At 55.0% G+C, this 496-nt stretch carries 1 protein-coding gene; it reads left to right on the plus strand.

Annotation, left to right across the window (positions count from 1 at the left end; translation table 11 throughout):
* Positions 1-121 precede the first annotated feature (121 nt).
* A partial coding sequence (locus ACTHUE_RS20170; RefSeq protein ID WP_440424299.1) for a hypothetical protein occupies positions 122-496 on the plus strand: 375 nt, incomplete at its 3' end.

Raw genomic sequence — 496 nt, forward strand, 5'->3', positions numbered from 1 at the left:
GTGGTTTTGGATTTTTTGCGTTTTGTTTGTGGTGCTTGCGTTTTGTTGGCTTGGTTGGTTAGCGGGGGGAGTTAGATGTTTTTGGGTTTTTGTTTTTGGGGGGTTGTGGGGTGGGTGGTGGTTGGGGCCGTGGCCCTCGGTTTGGAAGGTTGGTGTTTTGGTTGGTTTGGTTGTTACCGGGTGTTTGTTTTTGGGGGTGGTGGGGGGGGAGCTTGGTGGGTGGTGGTGGGGTTGGGCTGCTGGTGTTTTGTTTGTGGGGTGGGTGTTTTGTTGGTTGGGTTGGTTGTTTGGGGGGGGGGGGTGTTGGGGGGTTGGTGGTGTTGGGTGGTGGTGTGGTGGGTGGGGTTTGGGTTTGTGGTTTTTGGTGTGGTGGGTTGGTGTGTTGGTTGGTTGGGTTGTTGTTGTGTGTTTGTTGTTGGGGGTGGTGGGGGGGGGGTTTGGTGGGTGGTGGTGGGGTTGGGTTGTTGGTGTTTTGTTTGTGGGGTGGGTGTTTTGT

This window comes from Neisseria sp. P0021.S005, assembly GCF_051956955.1.